Below are 22,770 nucleotides of genomic sequence, written 5' to 3'. Positions count from 1 at the left end.
GCTCAATGCAAGCGCCCTGCCGCGATATAGATGAACACGTGCGCGAGGAAGCGCGCGAGTTCGCGGTTCGCCCATGGCGCGGTGACGATCAGCACGAAGCCGACGCAGATGATCTTCGCGCCATAGGGCAGGCTCTGGTCCTGGATCTGCGTGATCGACTGCAATAGCCCGATCAGCAGGCCGATAACGGTAGCCACGGCGAGCGCGGGCAACGACAACCAGAACACCAGCATCAACGCGTCGCTGGACAAGGTGGGGAGAGACGGCAGGCCGTTCATTTTGCATAGCCGACGATAAGGCTGTGCATGAGCTTCGACATGCCCGACGCCGACACGAACATGAACAGCTTGAGTGGAATCGACACCGTCGTCGGCGAGAGCATCATCATGCCCATCGCACTCAGCACATTGGCGACCACCAGATCCACCACCAGAAATGCGATGTAGAGCAGGAAGCCCGCCTCGAAGCCGCTCGATATCTCGCTGATCATGAATGCCGGAATCAGCAGCTGCAAATCGGTTTCGCGCGCATCGCGCTCCGGATCGATCCGCTTCGCGGCGCTGACGAGAAACTGCCGCTCGTCGGGCCGCGAGTGCTTCAGCATGAAGTCGCCAAGCGGACCGCGCACGGCCCGCACGATTTCGACGGGGCGCGGCATGGATGCCTGGCCGCCTTCGGTATCGAGCGAGGCCTCGATCTTCGACACCGTCGGCGCCATGACCACCAGCGTCGCCGCGAGGGCGAGGCCGGAGATCACGAGATTGCTCGGCGCCTGCTGCACGCCGAGCGCCGAGCGCAGCAACGTCAGTACGATGCTGAATTTCGTGAACGATGTGGTCATCGTGACTGCGATTGGCAAAAGCCCCAGCATGAAAAACAGGAAGATGTTCTGTAGCGGATCGAACTGGTCGTTCATGCCGGCAGATCCTCCTGCGTGAGCCGTGTGACGCGCACGCCGAGCGCACCTTCGATATCGATCAGTTCGCCGCGCGCAAACGGAATGCCCTGGCATAGCAGGGTGACCTTGCGCTCGCGAGCCGGCAGCCGGAACGCGACGATCGACCCTTCGCGCAAATGCGCCAGTTCGGCCACCGACAACGACAACGTACCGAGCACCGCTTCGAAGGCGAAAGTGATCGAGTCGATCGGCAACAGTTCGCTGGTGACTTCGACGGGCGGGGTTTCATCAGTCATGACATGCTCTATCAAGGTGTACTCCTGAGTAAATTTCAAAAGGATCCGGCATGTTCCAATTCGCAATGGCACACGCAGGTAAGTCGAATGACGATCGAACAGCAACGCATCGCCCACCGCGATCCTGCGCAGCCGCGGCAGCGCCAGCCACGGACCGGGCAGGCAAACCGGCAGGCGCACGTACAGGCGGTTCAGCAATGCGTCTCTCGACGGCACGGGCGGTATGCGCAGTCGCAGCCAGGCATCGACCGCCGTGCTGCGTACTGAAAAATGGGCAGCACGGCCGCTCGCCGTATGGGTGACGGCGAGGCCGTATGCGCCCTGCTCCGGCACGGCGTCGAACGCAACGCTGGTCAGGTCGATCGTGAAACCGAACAGACCTTCGAGCGCGCACAGCCAGTCATTCAATGCGTCGGCGACATGCAGGAGCGCAGCCTCGCCGCGTGCGTCGATCACCGAAGGCGCGAGTTCCGGCAGCAGCGCGCCGGCGTCGCACCCGGCGCTGAACGGCGCCTGGCCCCCGAAACCGGACACCCGCAGCGGATAGGACGCGCGGCACGGCTCGAATTGCAGCGTGAAGCGCCGCGTGCCCACCGACACCGCGTGTGGACTGCCGAAGTGGCGAATCGCCAGGTTGGTGCGCTCGACGTCCGCGAGCGCGACCGTTTCCATGTCGTGCCAGAGCGTCACACCGCCTCCCGCACGAATGAACGCCGGACGACACGGACTGAGCGCGGTTTGGGTGGCGATGTCGTTGACGTCGCTGATGTCGCTGATGTCTGCGATGTCTGCGATGTCTGCAATGGCGGCAATGGCGGCGATGCCAGCGACGTCGGCGACGGCGATGGCGATGGCGATGGCGATGGCGATGGCGATGGCGACGGCGACGGCGATGGCGACGGCGACGGCGATGGCGATGGCGACGGCAATATCGCCCACATCGGCGCTGCCAACGGCGCCGCGAGCACGGCCAACGTCTGCCGCACGCCCTGCTCGATCGTGTCGAGCGCCGTACGCCCCGAACCATCGGCGAAGTCATACTCGCGCAGCACCGCCGCCACGCTGTCGCGGATCCCACGCTCCAGCGCCCGCAACTGCACTTTCAAGCCGGCGTCGATCACGCCGGACTCGGTTTCGACGACGCACGAGCGAGCCGGCAGTCCCGCATCGGCGAGCACGCTGCATAGCGGCGCGCCGAGGTCCTGCTCGAGGGCGGCGATCAGGCGCACCGCGTCATCGAACTCGGCCGGTGCCACGCGGACCGACACGAGCCGCTGCGACTGCGCGACCGTGATCGAGCGGCGCAATTGATGCTTCAACGCGGCCGACGGCGGCAGTTCGCCGACAATGTCGCTCACCGCGCCGAGCACGATCTGCGTGAGCCTCTCTTCGAGACGATGGGCGGCGAATGCCACCGCGCTCGTGCGTCCGACATGTTCGCGCAGCGCTGCCGCCGTCCCGGCCGCGTGGCCATGACGCCACGCGCGGCGCTTGAGTTCGCGCACCCGCGTGCCGAGGCGGCGGCGCTCGTGTGCCGCCTCCGCTGCGCGGTCGGCATCGACTGCGCGCAGGCCGTCGAGCGACGCCAGTTCATGCGCGCTCAGATGTCCGTCCGATTCGATGCGCCAGGCACCCAGTCGACATATCAGCATGGATGGGCTCCCATCAGACGGCGCGCCTCGGCGACCAGCTCACGCGCTTCGGCGGAAGATAAATTGCTCACGCGATAACGCGACGCGGTTTCCGACATCTCGCGCGGCAAGCGCAGGCTCCACCAGAATGCATAGCGCGAGTCGGCGGTGGCTTCGAGCGCGAGTGCGAGGCCGACTGCCGTCATGTCGCGCCGGCTGAATAGCGAAGGCGCCGGTTCGACGAGCAGATCGGCAGTCTGCGCACGCGGGTGCCGCTGAATCGCACCGAGCAGGCGCGGCGCAATCCCCGCCGCAAAGGCGGCACGAGCCTGCGCGGCGACCACGCGGCGCAGCGAAGGCGCGAACGCAAGCGCGGCGACGATCCGGCACAGCCGCGCGCAAGCCGGCCGCGGCCAGATCGGCAGCGCGGGCGGCACGTCGGCCAGCGCCACCTGAACCAGTTGCGGATAGCTTCCAAACAGAAACGCATGCGCGATGCGCGCGGTACGTTCGTCGCGGATCGGCTTGCCGTGTTCGAGCCAGCTGTGATGCGCCCAATAGGCCGGGGCACAGGTGTAGGCGCGCCTCATGCCTCGCCTCCGGCGTGCTTGGCGCGCTCCGAACGCGCACTTGTGTCCGACACTTCGGCGCCCTTCTTCGGCTTGAACCATGTGCGCCTTCCCGAGCGCCACAGCCAGATCGAGCCGCTCATCAGCGCCACCAGCAAGGCCAGCACGCCCAGCATCGCGGTGGCGCGCGACGGCGTATAGCCGGCGCTCTGCGCGCAAGTCGTCGCGGCGACCACGCCCGCTGCACTGGCGACGCCGTCATCCGCCGCGCAGTCGGCGGGAAACGTCAGCACCGGCGTGACCGCGACGAGCGTCAGCGATACGCGTGCCGGCGTCAGCCCTTCGACACCGCCCGCGACCAGCGCGCGAATCCGGTCGCGCATCGGTTCGAGGTTGTAGTCGCTGCGATAGCGCATCATCACGGAAGCCGACGGCAGCGTGTCCTGCGCCGGGTCCAAGGGATCCTTTTCCGGTAGCACGATATGCACGCGCGCCAGCAGCACGCCGTCCATTTTTTCGAGCGTCTCGGAGATTTCCTGCGAGAGCCCGTACACGTAGCGGACGCGGTCTTCCTCAGGGCTCGAAATGAGCCCCTGGCGGCTGAACAGTTCACCGAGATTCGGGTGGCCGCCGCGCGGCAGCGCATAAGCGCTCGCCAGTTCGGTGGCGACCACGGCATCGGCGTCGTCGACCGAGATGTTCCACGTGCGGTCCGGGTTGCGCTCCTTGTAGCCGTTGATGCCGTGATGGCTCAGCGCGGCGACGATGTGGTTCGCCTGGTCCTCGTCCAGGTCTTCGAAAAGCGAGGTTCTGCAGCCGACGAGGAGCAGCAGCACCGGCAGCAGGATCAGGGCGCGGCGCATCATTTTTGCGTCAGATTGTCGATCGCGTGGCTGATCTTCTCCGCGACGTTCGTCGTGAATTGCACCCGCACGCTAAAATTAATCATGTCGGCCTGCAAGTCCAGCATCTGCAGGGTCGATAAGCTGCCGGATGCGCGGTGATGCAGATGTTTGGCCACCTCGTACTTCGATGCGTCGTAGCCGTTCTGCACGTCGCTGAGCAAACGCTCGTACATCGGGTGTGCGTCGCCCGATCCGAGAGTAAGCTGGGGAGTGGCGGAAGGCATGGCGGACCATGCATCGACTGGCGCCGGCAACGGAGTAAAAGAATTGGTAGTCATGTCAATGGCCGCGAATAGTTAGTCGTTCAATCGTTGAAAACAAAGCCGCGCGGTGCGTCGTCTGTGCAGCGCGCACGGCACGGGTATAAGGCGCGCATTCGGGTAGATTCAGCAATGCCGTCGCCATCGAAAACGCGCTGGGATCGTCGTCGTTTGGCACCGCCATCAGCGTTCGTGTGCCGAGCGCGTAATGACCTTCGGCCAACTGGCACGCACCCAGCCATGCGCATGCCGCCGAGCTGTCTGGCTCGAGATCCACCGCCCGACCGAGCAGCCGGGAGGCAGCGCGATAGTTCGCCCGATTGAGTTCCACGAGGCCAAGCCCGAGATACGGGAAGGCGCGCCGCGGATACAGCAATCCCAACCGTCCGAACAGATAGCGGGCCTCGTCGAAACATCGATGAGCACAGGCATAGTGGCCAATCGAAATGAGTAGTTGCAAGGTGTCGTCCTGCATCTGCAATAGCTCCGGAAGACGCCGCGAGGGCGTCTTCGCACCGCTTTTTTTAGGAGGTCTTAAGTGCGCCCGCGGCCTCAGTTGCCACGTGACCAGCGTCCGAGATCATGTTGATAGCCAGCGAATGAGTTGTCTGGACGTCCGACAATGCCGCCTGCGCGTCCATCATGGAGGCAGGACCCGGAGCGCCGCCTTGTCCGCCTTGCGCGCCTTGTCCACCTTGCGCGCCCTGCCCGCCCGCCTGCGTCGCTTGTTGCGAGTCGGCTTTAGCCGCGTTCGCCGCCGAATTAAATTTATCGACCGACTTCAGATAAAGCTCCTTGACAAGGTCTTTAACGCTATCGACTTTAAAGTCGCCGCTAAAGGAACCGTCCCCACCACCGCCATTACGGTTAAATACCGAATTGACGCCACCATCGCCTGCGGCGTGGGGATTGATACCCGGGTTCGCATGGACCAGCGGATTTACACCATTCATGATTTCTCTTCCTTAAGGTTGTCGCGCGCATTTGCGAAGTTCACACTTCGCTCCACAACCTGCCGAGCCGCGCGCAAACACTCGACAAGCAAAACCATTTCTTTTTGCAATTCCCGTGAAACAGTTGGCAATGCGCTGTTCAGGCAGCCGATCTCATGCGTCAGGCGGGCGACGATTTCTTCTCGACCGGTCCCTCCGGGTTGAGCAAGCTTCTCCTCGAGAGATAGCTCGCCGAATGAGCCACGCGTACTTCTAGCGGCATCTTTCTGTGTCATGCGCGGCACTCATAAAAAATTCGTAGATCGAACCATCGTCGAGCGTCACCTCCGCCGCACAGGCCGAGATCCGCGTGATTCGCCCGACAGGCAATCGCGCACCGACGAAATAGCGCTGGCCTTGTGCGTCGGTCAGCCAGGCCGCGTGACTGCCGGCGAGAAGATTCATCCCCAGTGCGTCGAGAGGCACGCGCACCTTTCTACCCTCCTGCGCATGGCCGGGGAAGGTGAGCTCGCGCAGCCCGTCGATCTCAGCGCGCGCCAGCCTCGTGACGCGTGCGTAGTCCCACGACTCAGGCGACACGAACCCCGGCGCGCCGGGCAGTACCACAGTGAACGCACCGGGTTCGGCGGCCCGCACCTCGGCGCCGCGGTAATAGCGCGCGAGAAAATCGCCGACCTGCTCCTGCAATTGCGAAAGCACGATCACGCGCATGACCGGCGCCCGCTGCCGTGACCACGCCCGCGCGGTCAGCGCGGACAGATCGGCAGGCGTCTGCACGTAGCCCTCGTAGACGAGCGCGCCGGACTTCGGATCGGGATGCGTCTTCACCAGCCGGAACGTGTCGTCGATGCGCTGAGCGTGCGGCCTGCCCGTCATCGGGTTCGACGTGATCCACGCAAGCAGCACGAAGGCAACCGGCGCCGCAAAGACCGTCGCCTTCGCAACGGGCGACGCGCCGGACCAGCGTTTTGCGCAATAGGCGAGCGGCGCATGGCGCAATAAATAGGCGCGCTCGGCGTGGCCCGCCATCGTCGGAGTCGGCTCACCGCGGCCGCCGAACTGGAAGGTGACCGCGCCCGCCGAAAACCACGCGCCGCGCCGCAATAGCACGCGCCGCCCCGGCGCCAGTCGCCGGCCGAACACCGTCACGCCCGGCTGGTGCGCGACCAGCCCGAGCGCCGCGCCGCGCAACTCGACGGTGGCGTGCAGCCGCTCGACCCCCTCGTCGATCACCATCAGATCGGCGTCGCCGCCGCTGCCGATCCGCAGCGGCCTATCGGTGGACAGCGCGATGCTGGCACCGGTATGCACGCCGTCTTTCACGAGGATCATTGCGTCAGCGGTCATTGCGGTCCTCCCAAGGCATCTTGCGTGTCGATTGCCATGCGGGCAGAGGCGGCGGCAATGGCAACGGCGTGACTGGCGGAGGCGCGGTCGAAGCAGCACCGCGCGACGGCGCCCGCAGCGCGGCAGCGACCGCCGGCGGGATATTGGTGGCCGCCGGGAGCGGGGGCATCCTCGCGTGTGCCGCTTGTGCCGCTTGTGCCGCTTGTGCCCCTTGTGCCCCTTGTGCCCCTTGCGCAAGCGAACCCGCTTCTGCACTCGCGACGCCGGGCAAACCGGAGCCCGGTGCAAAGACCGCCCCCACTCCTGCGGGCGCCATAGCCGGCCCCGCCATGACCGCCCCGCCCGCCGCCTCGCCGGTGCCGGCCGCACGCTTGAGGCGCGGCGTGATCAGGATCAAGCGTTCGAGACGCTGCCGGGTCGTCTGGGTGTCGCGAAACAGCGCGCCGACGTAGGGCACGTCGCCGAGCACCGGCACTTTCGACGTGCTGCTTTCGCTGCGCTCGTATTGATACCCGCCGACCAGCAGACTCTCGCCGTCGCGCACGATCGCCTGAGTGACGATCGAGTGGTTGTCGACCTTCGGAATGCCGTCGACCGACATCGATGTATTGAACGCGCCGTCATCGATCTGGATGTTGAGCCGGATATTGCGGCGCGGATCAGCGGCCGATTCGACGCTCGGCGTTACCTTCAGCGTGAGACCGGTATCAATGTTGTACAGATCGACGTCCTGGTTGCCCGCCACCCGCACATAGACCGAGCTGTGCGAAGTCAGCACCGCTTCCATGTTGTTCAGCGTGAGGACTTGCGGGCTCGACAGCACGCGTGCCTGGCCGGCGTCTTCCAGCGCGTGAATCTGCGCGAACAGGTACTGCGCCGAGTTGCCAACCAGAGTGGCGAGATTCAGTCCGGACGCCACGCCCGCCGCTGTTGCAAGCGCCGGCGCTCCGAAGCTCAACGGCGCGTTGATGGTGCCGGAGGACCCGCTGATACGCCCGTTCGAACCGCCCCATGCCACGCCGAGCGAACGCGCCGCGCTCGACGACACGTCGATCACGACAGCGTCGATCTCGACCAGCTCCTGCGGCTGGTCGAGCATCGCGATGGCGCGCTCGTAGTTCGGCATCATCGACGCGAGGTCGTTGATCACCACCGAGTTGGTGCGCGGGTCGGCAATGATGTTGCGTCGCGCAGGCGTCACGCTGGGCTGATCGGTCCGGCTCGTCTCAGTCGTTGCCGTATCGGGCAGCGGCGGTGGCAAGCTGTCGCCATCGGAAGGCGCGCCGCCGGCCAGACCCAGGCCGCGCAGGCTCGGCAACGGCGGCGGACCGCTCCGCGCGCTGCGGGCGTCGGCGCGAGCCTCGGCGCGCGAGCGGACTGCGCGCGGCGCGGTAGCTTGCCAACTGTCGATCATGACCCGCCGCAACAGCGAGGCCACCCCGGGCACCACCTGGTCCTGCGAGCCCACCGAATAGTGCATGTCCTGCGCCTGCGCGTAGCGCAGCGGGAAAATGCGGATTTCGGTCTGATCGAACGACGGCTCAGCGGTGCTCTGCTGCTGCGCCTTGTCGATCGCATCGGCCACCGCTTCCACAAAAGCCGACGGGCCGGCAACCTTCGCGGTCGTCGCCGAGTATCTGATCGGCAGGCGCGGGTCGTCCAGATCGAGGTTGCGCAGCAACGCCGCAACCGCTTCGCGGGTCATCGGCGCAAACGGAATCACCCGGCTACGCACGCCGGCAGCGGTTGCGACATGCATCGACTTGCCGTCGAAATACCAGACCAGGCCGTAGGCCTCGACCAGCTGCATGAACACGTTGCCGGGCGTGTCGTCGAAACGGCCGTTGACCGCGCCCTTCACGTCGCGGGCAATATTCGCGGACAGTCCTTCCACCGCCAGCACGTCACGCAGCATGTCCGGCAACGGCGTACCGTTCGCCGCGTAGTGAATCGGCGCGCCGTGCCACGCAGGCGTGACGGCCTGAGCCTGGGAGACCTGCAGCACAGCCCACACCACCGCGAGCCGGCCTGCCATTTGAAACATGGCAGCGCCGGTCACGCACGATGGCGCGGACTGCGGTCCACCACCGCCCTTCTTAATGGGCGAATCATTGCGGCTCGTGATAAGCATCGAAAATTCCTGGCTACGTTGTATTGATTACGCCAGTGAAATTTAATAGCTCCGGCATCACGGATGGTCATATATATGCATGACTTCATCTGCCGATTTCAAATACCGCCATTCCAACCGCTTTTTATTGAGTGTGCGCAAATCCGGATCGCTCCGCTCATGGCCTTTCAATTGATCTTATCCGGGCTGCATATCTTGAAAATAGGACGGAACTTCAGATAAACGTCGTACATCTTTATGACCCAGTGGGAATATTGCGGGGAGAAGATTCACTAGCCGTCACTTGAATTCATCCGAACATGAGAAACAACCCGCGCGACTTACATCGCAGATGCATAGCCATCTTGAAATGCATCAGGACATTTACCGCCGTCATGGAGGCTCCGCCTTCTCGTACTCCTACACGCGCACGCACATGCGGATGACCCAGTATTGCAACTTCACCCCGCAGCTTGCCAAGCCGCGGCAGCGCTCCGTCAGAATCAACGGGCTGGCCACCTGTCTTCGGCTCGAGGAGGTGTATTGGCGAATCATCGAAGAGATTGCGCGCCAGGAAGCGGTGACGGTGGGAAAACTGATTTCCAGATGGGCACTTGAAATTGATCTTACCCAGGAAGCCATCCGTAATTTCACCGGCTTTGTCAGAATAATCTGCGTCACCCAGTTGCTGGATAGAAAACATCCGATCAATTTGGATTTGATCGACCCGGATGTGTCAGTTGGTTAACCCGGATAAACCAGAGGAGGTCAATAGAAAACAGCCAGATTTAATTTATGCACTTTTGCGCACCAGCGATCCGGAAGCAGGCGCATAAATTCCACACAACACAGCTGTCCGGTTTATCTATTTCCTTTTATTCGATTTAAGGATTCTGTGATGGAAGCGATCAACAATATCAGCAACACTCGGCAGTTCGATCTGCGTTCAATGGCGCAAGCGCTGGATGCCGGGGCGGCCGGCCGCACCCGTTCCAGTTCGGTCCAGATGTTTTCCACGGAGCACACCGAGGGTGGCCACGGGCCTGTGCGGCAGGACGACATGATGGGTATGCGCCGCCCTATGCGCGCGGACCACGCGAACGGTGGCCATCATCACGCGAACGGTGCCCACCACCCTATGTCGCGCGACGCCGAGATGGCTGCGGGGCGGGCTTCCGACGATGCGGCACGCGACGCAATCGCACGACAGCAGACAATGGCGGCGCCACCAGGCGTCACCGACGCATCACCGAACGGCGCCGACAACATGGCCGCGCAACAACCTCAGGCAACGGCGCCGGCCGGCGCCGCCGACGGAGCACAGAACGGAGCGTCGAATGCTATCGGCGAGTTCTTCCAGACCGTCATGAAGGGCCTTCAGGGACTTCTTTCCGCCGTCATCCCGGGCGCGGGGCAGGCGCTCGGCATGCTCTCGCCCCTGATGGGCATGCTCTCGCCGATGCTGGGTAAGCTCGGTACAGGCGGAACCGGCACCGCTTGACGCAGCGCTGAACGCAGCCGGCCGCCGCCACCCCGTCAAAGTATCGCCGTGGACGCTCCCGGCGGCCGGCTGCCACCCGCCATTTGCACGCGCGCGCCCGCGCGACTTTCAATGCAATCCACGCTCCGGCAAAGCCGCCTCCGCTCCCCGCATAGCAAGCGTCGCGTCCGGCAATGACAAAGACAACGCCACTTGACGGGCTCCCCGGCGCCGTCCGGTAAACTACGCGCCCCACGCCCGCCCTCCCCGGATTCCAGCTTGAATCGTTACGCCCTGCTCCTCATTACCTCGATGCTGTTGGTCGGCACCAATGTCGGCATCGGTAAATCAATCGTCGAGTTCGTCCCCGTCCCCCTCTTCGCGCTGCTGCGCTTCGTGATCGCAATGGCGGTGCTGTGGCCGCTTCTGCGCGTGGCCAAACTGCGCCGCGTGAAGCGCGATGAATGGCTCAACCTGTTCCTGCAGGCCTTATTCGGCACGTTCGGCTTTACCCTGCTGATGCTCGGCGGCGTGCAGCGCACCAGCGCCGTCGCGGCCGGCGTCATTACGAGCACGATCCCGGCTGTCGTCGCCTTGCTCTCGTGGCTGATTCTGAAAGAGCGACCGAACGGCCGGGCGCTTGCGTCGATCGCACTCGCGATTGTCGGCGTGCTGGTCATCAATCTGGCGCACGTGGATCACAACGCGGCCGGCGAGAGCTCGCTCGCCGGCAACCTGATGGTCCTCGGCGCCGTATGCTGCGAGTCGCTCTACATCATCCTGTCGCGCCGCCTCACGCAGACGCTCGCGCCGGTCGACATCTGCGCCTACACGCATCTCTTCGGCCTGCTGCTGATGCTGCCGCTCGGCGCCGGCGCATGGCTCGAATTCGATTTTCGCGCAGTGCCGTTCAGCGTCTGGATGCTGGTGTTGTGGTACGGACTGTCCGCCAGCATCTTTTCGTTCTGGTTATGGATGAAGGGCATCCGCCATGTCCCGGGCAGTCTCGCGGGCGTGTTCAGCGCCGTGCTGCCGGTGGCGGCGGCGGTTTACGGCATCCTGTTTCTGGGCGAGCGGCCCAGCTTCGCGCACGGCATCGCGCTCGCCTGCGTGGTCACGGGGATCGGGCTTGCGAGCCTGAAGCTCAAGCGACTGCCGACGGTGGCCTCGTGAGGACTGCCCGCCGCGATGCAGCAAATTTAGCCGACGCGTTACAATAGCGCGCCTGACGCGAGGCTCCCAAGGCCTCGGCTGGCTGTGCATCGCGCCGTGTGCGCCGTCCATGCCGGGTTTGCTTGCCGGGTTTGCTTGCCGGGTTTGCTTGCCTGACTGGCGTGCATATCGCGTATTGCGCCTGCCGGCCCGGCGCATTTTGGTCCGTGTTCCGTCACCTGCGTCTCATCCGACTCTTGCCCATGTCCGCTCCGCGAACCGAGTCCGCCCAACAGCGCCGCCCCACGCGCCCGCTGCCCGCCATCATCTTCATGAGCCGCTGGCTGCAGGTGCCGCTTTATCTGGGCCTGATCGTCGCGCAAGCCGTCTACGTCGTCCTCTTCCTCAAGGAAGTCTGGCACCTCGTCACGGCATCCCTGACGCTCGACGAAACCAACATCATGCTGGTCGTGCTCGGCCTGATCGACGTGGTCATGATCTCGAACCTGCTGATCATGGTGATCATCGGCGGGTATGAAACATTCGTGTCGCGCCTCGGCGTGGAGGGTCATCCGGACGAACCGGAATGGCTCGACCATGTGAACGCGGGCGTGCTCAAAGTCAAATTGTCGATGGCGCTGATCAGCATCTCGTCGATCCATCTGCTGAAGACCTTCATCAGCCCCGACCAGAATTCGACGCATACGATCATGTGGCAGGTGATCATCCACGTGGCGTTCCTCGTCTCCGCAGTCGTGATGGCGCTGGTCGACCGCCTCACCACGCATACGCATCCCAAGCATTTCGAAGAGCCCACGGTGCTGCACGCCGTGGGTGCCGCTAAAGGTTCCACTCCCCTGAAGGCGCACGACTGATCCGCCCCGCCCGGCGTGTCCGACAACAAGCGCCCCTGTCTCCACTGAGCTAGCCATGACCGTCATCAAACAGGAAGATCTGATTCAGAGCATTGCTGATTCGCTTCAGTACATCAGCTATTACCATCCGCTCGACTACATCCAGGCCTTGGGCCGCGCCTACGAGCTCGAACAGAGCCCGGCGGCGAAAGACGCCATTGCGCAGATTCTCACCAACAGCCGCATGTGCGCCGAAGGCAAGCGCCCGATCTGCCAGGACACCGGCATCGTCACGGTGTTCGTGAAGGTCGGCATGGACGTGCGTTGGGACGGCGCGACGATGGGCGTCACCGACATGATCAACGAAGGCGTGCGCCGCGGTTATCTGAACCCGGACAACGTGCTGCGCGCGTCGATCGTGAGCCCGCCCGAAGGCGGCCGCAAGAACACGAAAGACAACACGCCGGCCGTGATCCACTACGAGATCGTGCCGGGCGACAAGGTCGACGTGCAGGTCGCGGCCAAGGGCGGCGGCTCGGAAAACAAGTCGAAGTTCGCGATGCTGAATCCGTCGGACTCGATCGTCGACTGGATTTTGAAGACCGTGCCGACCATGGGCGCGGGCTGGTGCCCGCCGGGCATGCTCGGCATCGGCATTGGCGGCACCGCTGAGAAAGCGATGGTGATGGCGAAGGAATCGCTGATGGATCCGATCGACATTCAGGACGTGATCGCACGCGGCCCGAAGGACTGGATCGAAGAATTGCGCGTGGAACTGCACGAGAAGGTCAACGCGCTCGGTATCGGCGCACAGGGTCTCGGCGGTCTCGCCACCGTGCTCGACGTGAAGATCATGGCCGCGCCGACGCACGCCGCGTCCAAGCCGATCGCGATCATCCCGAACTGCGCAGCCACCCGTCACGCGCATTTCACGCTGGACGGCTCCGGCGCGGCCAAACTCGAAGCGCCGTCGCTCGACGCATGGCCGAACGTGCATTGGCAGCCGGACACGGAGAAGAGCAAGCGCGTCGACCTGAACACGCTCACGCCGGAAGAAGTCGCCGCGTGGACGCCGGGCCAGACGCTGCTCCTGTCGGGCAAGATGTTGACGGGCCGCGACGCCGCCCACAAGCGCATTGCCGACATGCTGGCTAAGGGCGAAAAGCTGCCCGTCGACTTCACGAACCGCGTGATTTACTACGTCGGCCCGGTCGATCCGGTGCGCGATGAAGCCGTCGGCCCCGCAGGCCCGACCACGGCAACGCGCATGGACAAGTTCACCGAGACGATGCTGGCGCAAACCGGCCTGATTTCGATGATCGGCAAAGCCGAGCGCGGCCCGGTCGCGATCGAAGCGATCAAGAAGCACAAGGCCGCTTACCTGATGGCCGTGGGCGGCGCAGCGTACCTCGTGTCCAAGGCGATTCGCAGCGCGAAGGTGCTCGCGTTCGAAGACCTCGGCATGGAAGCGATCTACGAGTTCGACGTGCAGGATATGCCGGTCACGGTGGCCGTCGATTCGAACGGCACCTCCGTGCACCAGACCGGCCCGAAGGAATGGCAAGCCAAAATCGGCAAGATTCCGGTCGCGACGGTTTGATTCGCCGCTAACGCCTGTCACGTATGTCGAAGAGCCGGGACTGCGGTCCCGGCTTTTTTGTTGCCGCGCGCAACGCGACACGCGACGCCTGAAACAATGTCAAAAGATATGTCTGTTCCCTTGGCTTTTTCAGGTATGGCGTTTATTGTTGTTGAAAATTCAAAGTCCCACAAAGGAAATACCATGCAAGGCGACAAGAAAGTTATCGAGTACCTGAACTCGCAACTGAAGAACGAACTGACTGCGATCAACCAGTACTTTCTGCACGCGCGGATGTATAAGCACTGGGGCCTCGAGAAACTCGGCAAGCATGAATACGACGAATCGATCGGCGAAATGAAGCATGCCGACTGGCTGATCGAACGCATTTTCATGCTCGACGGTCTGCCGAACCTGCAAGACCTGCACAAGCTGCTGATCGGTGAGGAAACGAAAGAGATCCTCGAATGCGATCTGAAGCTCGAACAGATTTCACAGAGCACCTGCAAGGAAGCGATCGTGTATTGCGAATCGGTTCGTGATTTCATCTCGCGCGAAATCTTCACGAAAATTCTCGACGACACCGAAGAACATATCGACTGGCTCGAAACCCAGATCGACCTGATCGACAAGGTCGGGATCCAGAACTATCAGCAATCCGCAATGGGCTCGGTCGAGTCCTGATCGCGCTACGGCGCAGCCGCCCACATCCCGCACGCGCCCCGTTCATGGGTCGGCCCGTTCGCAACGGAGCGGGTACTGGCGGCGGTGCGCTTGGTGGACGCCCGGCGGAAGTGCTCTGGGGAGGCGCCCTGAATGACGTCCCCGTGGGATGTCCTGACGAAGTGCTTCCGGAAAGCGCGCCGAACAGCGTCTCTAATGGGGAGTTCTGCACGAACTCCTCCCCGAGAGGCGCCGCACGGCAAGTCCCACTAGGGCACGCCGCGCGGGCGCTATACTTGCGCACCTTCCCAGGCTTTCCTTGAGCGCCGTGCCGCACGCATCCTCTTCGCCTATGCCCGCAGAATCACCGTCTACGACAACAGAGATGTTCACGTCTGGCGCCGGATCGCGCGCACCGGTCGGCATTTTCGATTCGGGTCTCGGCGGCTTGTCGGTATTGCGGGCGGTGCGCGCACAACTGCCTGACGAGGCGATCCTGTACGCCGCCGACTCGCTCTACGCCCCCTACGGCGAGCGCGACGACGATTTCATCGCCGACCGCACGCTCGCAATCGGCGAATGGCTGGTCAAGCAAGGCGCGAAGGCCTTGGTGGTCGCCTGCAACACCGCAACCGCGCAATCAATCGCGATGGTTCGCGAGAAGCTGCCTATTCCGCTGGTCGGCGTCGAACCCGGTATCAAACCCGCTGCATTGCAGTCGAAAACTCGCGTCGCGGGCGTGCTCGCCACCCAGGTGACGCTGCGCAGCGCGCGCTTCCAGGCGCTGCTCGAACGCTACGCGGCCGATTGCCGCTTTCTTTGCCAACCGGGCCATGGGCTGGTGCAGGCCGTGGAACGCTGCGACGTCGGCTCCGCCGAACTGCGCGAACTGCTGCGCGGCTACCTGCAGCCTATGCTCGACGCGGGCGCGGACACGCTGGTGCTCGGCTGCACGCACTACCCGTTCCTCGACGCGGCGATTCGCGACATCGTCGGCGACCGGCTGGTGTTGATCGACACGAGCGTCGCGATTGCGCGCCAGTTGGAACGGGTGCTGGACCAACACGGCCTGCGCGCTGCGCCGGAAAGCGCGGGCGCTGTTCTGCCCCGCTTTTATTCCACCGGGGACGGCTCGCATCAGCAGCAACTGGCAGCCAGCCTGCTACATATCGACGCGACGGTCGAACAGGTGTCGATTCCCTCGCGGCGCACCGCAGCTCCGAACTCCCAAGCCGCCTGAACGCCTGACCCACGCGGTTTTTTGCCGCGCCGACACGCGCTTTTACAGGAGCGCTGCGAACTCCCGCGCGCCTTTCCAATGGCTTTGGGAACGCCATATGGGACACCTTTTGGGGACGCTTGCAGCGGCGGCTCAGGAGCGCCTTTGGGATGCCTTTGGATGCCTTTGCGACGCCTTGAGGCCGCCTTTTCGCCCCACAGGTCACCGGCCTTCAGACTTCCTCCATTAGACGAAACCCTTCTAAGAGTCTGGTTTTGTTACAAAAAATTGGCCAGGACGCTTGCCAAACGGCTCAAACATAATGATAATAATTCGCATTAACGTTAGCTATGACGCCTGCCATGATTGTCTGTGTCTGCAAGTCCGTTTCTGACCGAAAGATCCGTGCCTCGATCGCGGAAGGCGTCGATTCGTTCGACGAGTTGCAGTTCGAGCTCGGCGTCGCTTCCTGCTGTGGAAAATGCGCGGAGTCCGTCCGCGACGTCATGATGCAGAGCGGCGTATGCGCGAGCCGCTGTGGTTTCGAGCATAATCCCCAGGCTGTCCCGCTGACGTTCTACGAACGCAAGGCCGCCTGAGACCGAGTATCAAGGCGCGGCTGACGCCGCGCTTCGGGTGCCTGCCGCCCACCGCCGTTCTTCGCTGTTCAAGCGTTATCCCACTGCCGTCAGCAAGCCAGTATTCGTACCAGCCAGCTACCCGCTCACCCCTCACAGGAGCTCGAGATGGAATTGCTGATTGGTTTCGTGACTACTTTGTTCATTTCGCTGCTGATTTTTCGAACATGACGACGTCTTGTCTGACGCGCTGCGTGCACTGCGCGCCGCCACGCTGATATGCCGGCCTCGCATACCGTTTCGGCCGGCGCCACGCCGGCTTCGTCCACCCGACCGAACTCACGCGTCCTGACAGCGACCGCACTGGTTGCAGCGATTCACGTCGCGTTGCTGGCCGTGGTGATGACCTTGCGGCACGACCCTGTGCAACCGGTCCTCGAATCGCGCGTGATGACCGCGCAGTTGCTGCCGCCGGCGCCGGTTGCCACGCCCGTCGCGATACAGTCGATTGCACCGCCGCCGCCCACGCCGACGCCGCCGGTTCACACCAAGCCGAAAGTTCAGCCGAAGCCGGCTCCAACGCCCAAGCCGACACCAACGCCTTTACCGGTGGCCGCCGCGCCCTCGCCGACGCCCGTCGCCGCACCCGCTCCCGCGCCGCCCGCGCCGGCCGCACCTGCCGCCCCGCCCGCTCCTGCCGCGCCGGCCGTTAGCCATCAGACGATGGAGGTCAGCGCGCCCAAGAACGTCTCGCACCTTGATTGCGAACTGGTGAAGCCTGATTACCCACCGCTATCCAGGCGGCGTGGTGAAACCGGCACCGCCACCGTGCGGTTCGTGGTCGGCCTGACGGGCAAGCTGGAAGACATCCAGCTACAACAGAGCAGCGGCTTCAGCCGTCTTGACGACGCTGCGCTCGCCGCCGTGCACGCGACTACCTGCAAGCCATTTCTCGAGAACGGCCAGCCAATTCGAGCCGCTTACACCCGGCCTTACAACTTCAGTCTGAGCGACTGAAGCAGATTTCAAAAAAAGGAATTGCAATGCAAAACTACGGACTGGCGCACGTCTGGGCGCAAGGGGATTTCGTGACGCGCGGCATCGCGCTCGCGCTGCTGATCATGTCGGTCATGTCGTGGAGCGTGATCGTGATCAAGGGCTGGAATGTGATGCGCCTGAAGCGCCTCACGAAGAACGCCGAACAGGCGTTCTGGCACTCGGACGATCTCGCCGACGGCGTCAAGAAACTCGGCGCCGGTTCGTCGACCCCGCAGGACAATCCGTTCCTCGCACTGGCGCTGTCGGGTCAGGAAGCGGCCGATCACCATCATCAGACACAGCCGCATCTGCACGACCGCATGGACGTGTCGGATTGGATCACGCGCTGCCTGAAGGACACGATGGACGAAAGCGTCGCCCGCATGCAGAGCGGTCTCGCGATTCTCGCGTCGATCGGCAGCACGGCGCCGTTCGTCGGTCTGTTCGGCACGGTGTGGGGCATCTATCACGCGCTGCTGGCGATTGGCGCGAGTGGCCAGTCGTCGATCGATCAGGTCGCCGGCCCGGTTGGCGAAGCGTTGATCATGACCGCGTTCGGCCTTTTCGTCGCGATTCCGGCGGTGCTCGGCTACAACGCACTGACGCGCGCCAACAAGGCGGTGGTGGCCAAACTGAGCCGCTTTGCGCACGGTCTGCACGCATTCTTCGTGACGGGCGCGCGACTGTCGTCGTCCAAGCGCGGCGACGGCCTGCGGCTCGCCACGCGCACGAACTGATCAGCGAGGCAATCCAATGGCAATGAGCCCCTTCGCCGCCGACGATGACGACGGCCTGATGAACGAAATCAACATGACGCCGCTCGTCGACGTGATGTTGGTTCTCCTGATCGTCTTCATGGTGACGATTCCGGTGATTCGTCACGCGGTCAAGATCGATCTGCCGCATGCAAGCAGCCAGAAGGAAGACACCAAGCCTGCACAGGTGACCGTCGCGGTCGACGCCGACGGCAACGTCATGTGGGACGACAAAAAGGTCGACGACACCGCACTGCGCGCGAAAATTGCAGAGGCCGCGCAAGCGAACCCGCAACCCGAGTTGCATCTCGATGCGGACCGCAAGGTTCCGTACGAAAAAGTGGCGGAAGTGATGTCGGCGGCACAGGCCGGCGGCCTGACCAAGATCGGCTTCGTGACCCAACCGAAAGCGAAGTAATGCGATAAAAGCCCTTTAAAAAAGGGCCGAAAAGTAAAAGGCCTTCATCGCCAGATGAAGGCCTTTTTTTGTGCGCACTCGGCGCCTTCGGGCGGCGGGATCATTTGCCATCGGTCGAAGATTGATAGCTACCTGAATCACCGCATGCGACAGCCGTGATCGACACGGACAGCGCGGTCAGCCCTATCAGGCCCGCTATGATAGCGGCCATGAGTTTTCGCATAAGAGACTCCTTAGCGAAGGGATTTCACTATAGGCCCGGGAGCGCGCGCATTCAAGCAAACGGCCATTGAAAGTACTCATGACAGGCCGCGCTTAAATGCTAAAAGCGATGTTGTCGCGTGTGAGAAGTGCTATGGGGAAATCGCGAACGAAGACAGCGCTGCAGCGGCTTTTTCCTCGCGCGCGGGACACTCGCCCATGATGTGCTTGCCGTCGTCGGGATCGAGCATCTCGACCAGATAATCGACAAACGCACGCACCGCCGGCACCATCCCCTGCCGCGACACGAATACGGCGTACAACTGCGGCGTCGGGAAGGTCCAACCCGGCATGACCGGCGACAATTGCCCCGCTCGCAACGCGGCGCCATACATCATCTCCGGCAACGCGGCGATACCGACACCACCGAGCACCGCTTCGCGAATCGTCATCAGATCCGCGGTGACGAGGCGCGGCTCGTGTTCGTGCGCGTGCCGCGTGCCGTCGGGCGCGATCAGGTTGTAGACGTGGCGTCCATCGCCGGTCGGCACGTCGAGCGTTTCGAAGCGATTCAGATCGGCCGGCAGCAACGGCGGCGCATTCTGTTGCAACAGGCTCGGCGCGCCGACCAGCATCTGCTGCGTGCGCCACAGCGGCCGCACTACGATGTTGGCGTTCTCCGGCGGATCGGAGCGCACCCGCAGCGCGACGTCGATCGAATCCTCGAACAGATCGATCACGCGGTTCGTCACGCGCATGACCACACGCACTTCCGGATAGCGATGCATGAACTCAGGCAGGATCTGCGACAGAATCGTCTGCGAAATCGTGACCGGGACGCTGACGCGCACTGTGCCGCGCGGCGATGAGCGCAGTTGCTGAACGACGTTGACGGCCGCCTGCGCCTCGCTCAGCATCGCCTGACAATGCTGATAGAACAGTTGTCCCGCTTCGGTCAGCGCCAGCTTGCGCGTGGATCGCTGCAGCAGGCGCACGCCGAGCGACGCTTCGAGCTCGGTCAGCCGGCGCGACAGCCGCGACTTGGAGATGCCGAGCACGCGTTCGGCGGCGGAAAAACCGCCATGTTCGACGACCTGCGAGAAATACATCAGGTCATTCAGATTGTGTGAATCGATCTTCATCTCATCGTTCCAGTAATAGAACAATCCATTGCGCGAGGGCGGCTGGCACCCCGGAAAACGGTCCCTATAATAGCTCCATGTTTCAAAAATAACGCTATTCCCCATTTTTTGAGGTGACTTTGATGAGCACGACCCGCACGATCGAACGCACGTTTCCCGCCGTTCGCACGACCGAGGGTGGCGGCTTTATCGTCCATCGCCCGTTTCCGACCCGCATGCTGATGGACTTCGATCCGTTCCTGCTGCTCGACGAAATGGGCCCGATCGACTACGCGCCGGGCGAAGCCAAAGGCGCGCCCGACCATCCGCATCGCGGCTTCGAAACGGTCACTTATGTGCTGGAGGGCCAGTTCGGTCACAAGGACTCGGCCGGCCATTCCGGCACCCTGCACGCCGGCGACGTGCAATGGATGACCGCGGGCGCGGGGGTCGTGCATAGCGAGATGCCGGACCCGTCGTTCGTCCGCACAGGCGGGCGCGTGCACGGCTTGCAGTTGTGGGTGAATTTGCCGCGGCGCGACAAGATGATCGCGCCGCGCTATCAGGAAATGCCATCGTCGAGCATTCCTGTGGCAACGTCCGCGGATGGCAAGGTACGCGTCAAGGTGATCGCCGGCGAAGCGCTCGGCGTCAAGGCCGCGATCGAAACGCGCACGCCGATTCTGTATCAGCATTTCTCGCTGCAACCGGGCGCGACGATCCGGCAGCCGGTGCCCGCCGACTATCGCGTGTTTGCGTATAGCCTGTCGGGCAACGGGTTCTACGGCGAAGGCGAAGCGCGTCAGGAAATCGGTGCGCAGAAAATGGTCGTGTTTCAGAACGACGGTGACTCCGTGACGCTCACGGCCGGCGCGGAGCCGCTCGACGTGCTGCTGCTCGGCGGCGTGCCGCTTAAGGAGCCGGTGGTGCGCTATGGCCCGTTCGTGATGAACACGGAAGACGAGATCCGCCAGGCCGTCGTCGATTACCAGGCCGGGCGCATGGGTGCGATCACGCATTGAGTCCCGGGCGCGCGAAGCACGCGTCGCCCGCGCCGCAACCCAAGGCGCGAAGGCCGGTAAATTCGTTCACAATAGCGATTCAGGCCGCGCGCCACGCCGTTGCGTCATAACGGGCGGTGGAGCGCGGCGATTTCCGTCCCTGTTCAGGAGCGCGCATGGCAGAGCCCACCGTCACCGCCCACATCGGTTCGACGAATTTCCAGGTCCTTTTCGACGACGGCAAGCACACATGGCTTGCCGACGAGCCCGAGTCGCTCGGCGGCGGTGATCGCGGGCCGACACCCGTTTCGTTGCTGCTATCGAGCCTCGGCGCGTGCACGTCGATCACGCTGAAAATGTACGCTCAGCGCAAGGAATGGCCGCTCGCCGACGTACGCGTGACGCTCTCGCTCGAAACCGGCGACGCGGGCACGACCATCGACCGCAAAATCGTGCTCGAAGGCGATCTGTCTGACGAGCAGCGGGAACGGCTCTTGCAAATTGCCAATCAGTGCCCCGTCCACAAGATCCTTACGCACTCGATCACGATCCGTTCAGGGCTCGCCGTCGCTTAACGCTTTCATAGGAAGCCGTCGTTTTGAATTTCGAACACCTTATCCAGATCAACGACCCGTTGAATCCGTTTGTCGAGTCGATGACCCGCGAGCAGTTGTGGGAGGGGCTCGTGCTGCGCGCCGAACAGCCGCAACTGTTCGTGATGGGGCTCGACAGCTGCACGATTCTCTCGCGCGACGGCAACGTGCTCGAGCGGGAGCTGCACTACGGCCAGGCGACCGTACGCGACCGCGTCACGCTGGACCAAAGCCAGAGCGTGCGCTACGACATTCTGCCGACGGCGGACTACGTCGGCGGCTCGCTCACCATGACCATCGAGCAACCGGACGAACTGCAGCTGTTTCTGCGCTTCGAGTACGCGACCACGTTGCCCGAATCGACGGACCCCGACGCGCATCAAACGCAGGAGATCGTGAAGTCGGCGTATCGCGAGAATGATATCGATACGGTACGGCTCATCCGTCAGTATGTGCAGGCCAAGCAGGAACCCGGCTCGCTGCATTGAAATTCGCGGGCGCCCTTCCCGCCCCGCTCGACATCGATTGCAAGGCCGCTGATCGAAGCGGCGGCCTTGGCCAGATTTCTCCGTTTTATCGCCGCCTTGGTCGCTCGACTATCGAAACGAAAATTCGATCAACTTCCTTAACTTGTAAATAGGAATAGTTATCATTTAGAATTAATCCATCGAATCGACCAACAGCTAAAAACCAATGACCGATACTGCGCGCCCTTCGACACTCAGCTTGCGCCGCCCCGCGGCCGCGCTGACCAGCCGTCCGAAAGCCTCCACGGCGGCGGCGACCAGCCAGAAGCCTGGCGCGGATCGCGCCAATGCATCGGGCGAGACGTCGGAGCGGATCGTACGCAGCGACGCGCTGCTGCAAGGACATAGCCACGTCAGCATCGTGCACAACGGCGAGACCTACCAGTTGCGCGCAACGCGCCTGGGCAAGTTGATTCTGACGAAGTAAGGACGAACAGTTGTAACTACCGGGTATTGTGGGGACCACCTCCCAGAGAGGTGTTAGGCATTAGCCAGCCACGACGGCTTGCACGTGAGAACTAGACCCCTTCGTGCAGACACCAAGCCAGCCGTCGCAGCCAGCCAGGCCGCTTTTTTGGTCCTCACTCGATGCGGCGACGCGCAACGGCGTGTGCCGATCATG

29 protein-coding genes are annotated in these 22,770 nt (G+C 63.2%); 15 read left to right on the top strand and 14 right to left on the bottom strand.

The window, feature by feature from the left end:
- Nucleotides 1-2: 2 nt before the first annotated feature.
- Genes sctS through sctC form a run of 12 tightly spaced genes read right to left on the bottom strand, consistent with a single transcriptional unit; the run spans nt 3 to nt 8,903 of the window.
- The gene (sctS, locus tag AC57B1_RS16580; protein ID WP_496418048.1) at nt 3-278 is read right to left on the bottom strand and encodes a type III secretion system export apparatus subunit SctS; all 276 of its coding nucleotides are present in this window, start codon (nt 276-278) and stop codon (nt 3-5) included.
- Nucleotides 275-916, bottom strand: a complete 642-nt coding sequence (gene sctR, locus AC57B1_RS16575) for a type III secretion system export apparatus subunit SctR (protein ID WP_496418047.1) — start codon at nt 914-916, stop codon at nt 275-277. Before sctR ends, sctS begins: the two co-directional genes overlap by 4 nt.
- Nucleotides 913-1,884, bottom strand: a complete 972-nt coding sequence (locus AC57B1_RS16570) for a FliM/FliN family flagellar motor switch protein (RefSeq protein ID WP_496418046.1) — start codon at nt 1,882-1,884, stop codon at nt 913-915. Before AC57B1_RS16570 ends, sctR begins: the two co-directional genes overlap by 4 nt.
- Entirely contained in the window at nt 1,881-2,846 is a 966-nt protein-coding gene (locus AC57B1_RS16565; protein WP_496418045.1) for a FliH/SctL family protein, read from the bottom strand. Before AC57B1_RS16565 ends, AC57B1_RS16570 begins: the two co-directional genes overlap by 4 nt.
- On the bottom strand, nt 2,840-3,415 hold the full coding sequence (locus AC57B1_RS16560; protein WP_091795585.1) for a hypothetical protein: 576 nt from the start codon (nt 3,413-3,415) through the stop codon (nt 2,840-2,842). Before AC57B1_RS16560 ends, AC57B1_RS16565 begins: the two co-directional genes overlap by 7 nt.
- Nucleotides 3,412-4,260: a type III secretion system inner membrane ring lipoprotein SctJ gene (gene sctJ, locus AC57B1_RS16555; protein WP_496418044.1), complete on the bottom strand. Its 849-nt coding sequence runs from the start codon at nt 4,258-4,260 to the stop codon at nt 3,412-3,414. The genes AC57B1_RS16560 and sctJ overlap by 4 nt, the downstream gene beginning before the upstream one ends.
- Nucleotides 4,257-4,577 (bottom strand): EscF/YscF/HrpA family type III secretion system needle major subunit, encoded by a 321-nt coding sequence (locus AC57B1_RS16550; protein WP_496418043.1) that lies wholly within the window; start codon nt 4,575-4,577, stop codon nt 4,257-4,259. Before AC57B1_RS16550 ends, sctJ begins: the two co-directional genes overlap by 4 nt.
- A gap of 1 nt (nt 4,578) precedes the next feature.
- Complete coding sequence (locus AC57B1_RS16545) at nt 4,579-5,034, bottom strand: tetratricopeptide repeat protein (RefSeq protein WP_496418042.1); 456 nt, start codon at nt 5,032-5,034, stop codon at nt 4,579-4,581.
- A gap of 49 nt (nt 5,035-5,083) precedes the next feature.
- Complete coding sequence (locus AC57B1_RS16540; RefSeq protein WP_496418041.1) at nt 5,084-5,512, bottom strand: hypothetical protein; 429 nt, start codon at nt 5,510-5,512, stop codon at nt 5,084-5,086.
- On the bottom strand, nt 5,509-5,787 hold the full coding sequence (locus AC57B1_RS16535; RefSeq protein WP_496418040.1) for a hypothetical protein: 279 nt from the start codon (nt 5,785-5,787) through the stop codon (nt 5,509-5,511). The genes AC57B1_RS16540 and AC57B1_RS16535 overlap by 4 nt, the downstream gene beginning before the upstream one ends.
- On the bottom strand, nt 5,765-6,859 hold the full coding sequence (locus AC57B1_RS16530; RefSeq protein WP_496418039.1) for an FHA domain-containing protein: 1,095 nt from the start codon (nt 6,857-6,859) through the stop codon (nt 5,765-5,767). Before AC57B1_RS16530 ends, AC57B1_RS16535 begins: the two co-directional genes overlap by 23 nt.
- Nucleotides 6,849-8,903: a type III secretion system outer membrane ring subunit SctC gene (gene sctC, locus AC57B1_RS16525; RefSeq protein ID WP_496418038.1), complete on the bottom strand. Its 2,055-nt coding sequence runs from the start codon at nt 8,901-8,903 to the stop codon at nt 6,849-6,851. Before sctC ends, AC57B1_RS16530 begins: the two co-directional genes overlap by 11 nt.
- 370 nt (nt 8,904-9,273) lie before the next feature.
- Here sctC and AC57B1_RS16520 point away from each other — a divergent pair, with 370 nt between their 5' ends.
- The 11 genes from AC57B1_RS16520 (at nt 9,274) to AC57B1_RS16470 (ending at nt 18,705) form a co-directional block, all read left to right on the top strand.
- Nucleotides 9,274-9,717: a ribbon-helix-helix domain-containing protein gene (locus tag AC57B1_RS16520; protein WP_496418037.1), complete on the top strand. Its 444-nt coding sequence runs from the start codon at nt 9,274-9,276 to the stop codon at nt 9,715-9,717.
- A 150-nt stretch (nt 9,718-9,867) separates the two neighbouring features.
- Nucleotides 9,868-10,470 carry a hypothetical protein gene (locus AC57B1_RS16515; RefSeq protein WP_496418036.1) on the top strand — a complete coding sequence of 201 codons (603 nt, stop codon included), beginning with the start codon at nt 9,868-9,870 and terminating at the stop codon, nt 10,468-10,470.
- Between the two features lie 258 nt (nt 10,471-10,728).
- Entirely contained in the window at nt 10,729-11,622 is an 894-nt protein-coding gene (locus AC57B1_RS16510) for a DMT family transporter (protein ID WP_496418035.1), read from the top strand.
- A gap of 242 nt (nt 11,623-11,864) precedes the next feature.
- Complete coding sequence (locus AC57B1_RS16505; protein WP_496418034.1) at nt 11,865-12,476, top strand: TIGR00645 family protein; 612 nt, start codon at nt 11,865-11,867, stop codon at nt 12,474-12,476.
- A 55-nt stretch (nt 12,477-12,531) separates the two neighbouring features.
- On the top strand, nt 12,532-14,055 hold the full coding sequence (locus AC57B1_RS16500; RefSeq protein WP_091795618.1) for a fumarate hydratase: 1,524 nt from the start codon (nt 12,532-12,534) through the stop codon (nt 14,053-14,055).
- Between the two features lie 183 nt (nt 14,056-14,238).
- Complete coding sequence (bfr, locus tag AC57B1_RS16495) at nt 14,239-14,718, top strand: bacterioferritin (RefSeq protein ID WP_091795621.1); 480 nt, start codon at nt 14,239-14,241, stop codon at nt 14,716-14,718.
- Nucleotides 14,719-15,049: 331 nt separating this feature from the next.
- Complete coding sequence (gene murI / locus AC57B1_RS16490) at nt 15,050-15,937, top strand: glutamate racemase (protein WP_496418033.1); 888 nt, start codon at nt 15,050-15,052, stop codon at nt 15,935-15,937.
- Nucleotides 15,938-16,278: 341 nt separating this feature from the next.
- The gene (locus tag AC57B1_RS16485; protein ID WP_091800666.1) at nt 16,279-16,515 is read left to right on the top strand and encodes a (2Fe-2S)-binding protein; all 237 of its coding nucleotides are present in this window, start codon (nt 16,279-16,281) and stop codon (nt 16,513-16,515) included.
- 258 nt (nt 16,516-16,773) lie between these two features.
- Nucleotides 16,774-17,511, top strand: a complete 738-nt coding sequence (locus AC57B1_RS16480; RefSeq protein ID WP_408342788.1) for an energy transducer TonB — start codon at nt 16,774-16,776, stop codon at nt 17,509-17,511.
- Nucleotides 17,512-17,537: 26 nt separating this feature from the next.
- Nucleotides 17,538-18,269, top strand: a complete 732-nt coding sequence (locus AC57B1_RS16475; protein ID WP_408296540.1) for a MotA/TolQ/ExbB proton channel family protein — start codon at nt 17,538-17,540, stop codon at nt 18,267-18,269.
- Between the two features lie 16 nt (nt 18,270-18,285).
- A complete protein-coding gene (locus AC57B1_RS16470; RefSeq protein ID WP_091795633.1) occupies nt 18,286-18,705 on the top strand; it encodes an ExbD/TolR family protein in 420 nt (139 codons plus the stop codon).
- Nucleotides 18,706-18,805: 100 nt separating this feature from the next.
- Here AC57B1_RS16470 and AC57B1_RS16465 read toward each other — a convergent pair whose 3' ends face one another.
- Both AC57B1_RS16465 and AC57B1_RS16460 read right to left on the bottom strand, forming a co-directional pair.
- On the bottom strand, nt 18,806-18,928 hold the full coding sequence (locus AC57B1_RS16465; protein ID WP_408342786.1) for a hypothetical protein: 123 nt from the start codon (nt 18,926-18,928) through the stop codon (nt 18,806-18,808).
- 130 nt (nt 18,929-19,058) lie between these two features.
- The gene (locus AC57B1_RS16460; protein WP_408342784.1) at nt 19,059-20,048 is read right to left on the bottom strand and encodes a LysR family transcriptional regulator; all 990 of its coding nucleotides are present in this window, start codon (nt 20,046-20,048) and stop codon (nt 19,059-19,061) included.
- A gap of 122 nt (nt 20,049-20,170) precedes the next feature.
- Between AC57B1_RS16460 and AC57B1_RS16455 the strand changes: the two genes are divergently transcribed.
- The 4 genes from AC57B1_RS16455 to hemP all read left to right on the top strand — a co-directional run bounded on the left by AC57B1_RS16455 (nt 20,171) and on the right by hemP (nt 22,575).
- A complete protein-coding gene (locus tag AC57B1_RS16455) occupies nt 20,171-21,049 on the top strand; it encodes a pirin family protein (RefSeq protein WP_091795639.1) in 879 nt (292 codons plus the stop codon).
- Between the two features lie 155 nt (nt 21,050-21,204).
- Nucleotides 21,205-21,603 (top strand): OsmC family protein, encoded by a 399-nt coding sequence (locus AC57B1_RS16450; RefSeq protein WP_091795642.1) that lies wholly within the window; start codon nt 21,205-21,207, stop codon nt 21,601-21,603.
- Between the two features lie 23 nt (nt 21,604-21,626).
- The gene (locus AC57B1_RS16445; RefSeq protein ID WP_091795645.1) at nt 21,627-22,109 is read left to right on the top strand and encodes an SRPBCC family protein; all 483 of its coding nucleotides are present in this window, start codon (nt 21,627-21,629) and stop codon (nt 22,107-22,109) included.
- A gap of 205 nt (nt 22,110-22,314) precedes the next feature.
- Nucleotides 22,315-22,575: a hemin uptake protein HemP gene (gene hemP / locus AC57B1_RS16440; protein ID WP_408296532.1), complete on the top strand. Its 261-nt coding sequence runs from the start codon at nt 22,315-22,317 to the stop codon at nt 22,573-22,575.
- The last annotated feature ends 195 nt before the right edge of the window (nt 22,576-22,770 follow it).

The sequence above is a fragment of the Paraburkholderia sp. BGA-UO-ETr-F21 genome (genome assembly GCF_059567925.1).
Note: the sequence above shows the minus strand (reverse complement) of the source record. Positions and strands in the feature narration are given on the sequence as shown.